A 348-nucleotide genomic window follows, 5' to 3' on the forward strand; every position below is an offset into this window, starting at 1 on the left:
CTCGCGCATCGCCTCGCACCGGCCCGGCCGCACCGGCATCGGTGAGATCCGCGCCACCTATGGTGGCTCGGCGCTGAACCAGCTGATGCGGGTGCGTCTCAAAGGGACCGACGGCGTGGACGGCGTGACCATCGACGGCTTCTCCGGGGTCGATGCGGTCTTCGACCGCGACGACGTGGACTTCTACGTCTACGGCGGGCCTGCGAATGACGCCGGGAACGGGACCGGCTCCGTCACCGCCTACACGCTACCAGCCTTCTGGCGGATCGTGGAGCTGACGAAGGCGAAGAACCAGCCGCTGTTGATCCTGCTGGAGATGCGGGGCGCCTACCGTGGCAGGACGTCCGC

General features: G+C 68.4%; 1 protein-coding gene. It reads left to right on the top strand.

Annotated elements, in window-relative coordinates; genetic code table 11:
• Positions 1 to 348: hypothetical protein (locus tag CVV76_RS25120; RefSeq protein WP_158243253.1), on the top strand; the 348-nt coding region annotated here is incomplete at both ends.

This window comes from Acidimangrovimonas sediminis (assembly GCF_002871005.1).
In the GTDB taxonomy this organism is placed as follows: Bacteria; Pseudomonadota; Alphaproteobacteria; order Rhodobacterales; family Rhodobacteraceae; genus Acidimangrovimonas; species Acidimangrovimonas sediminis.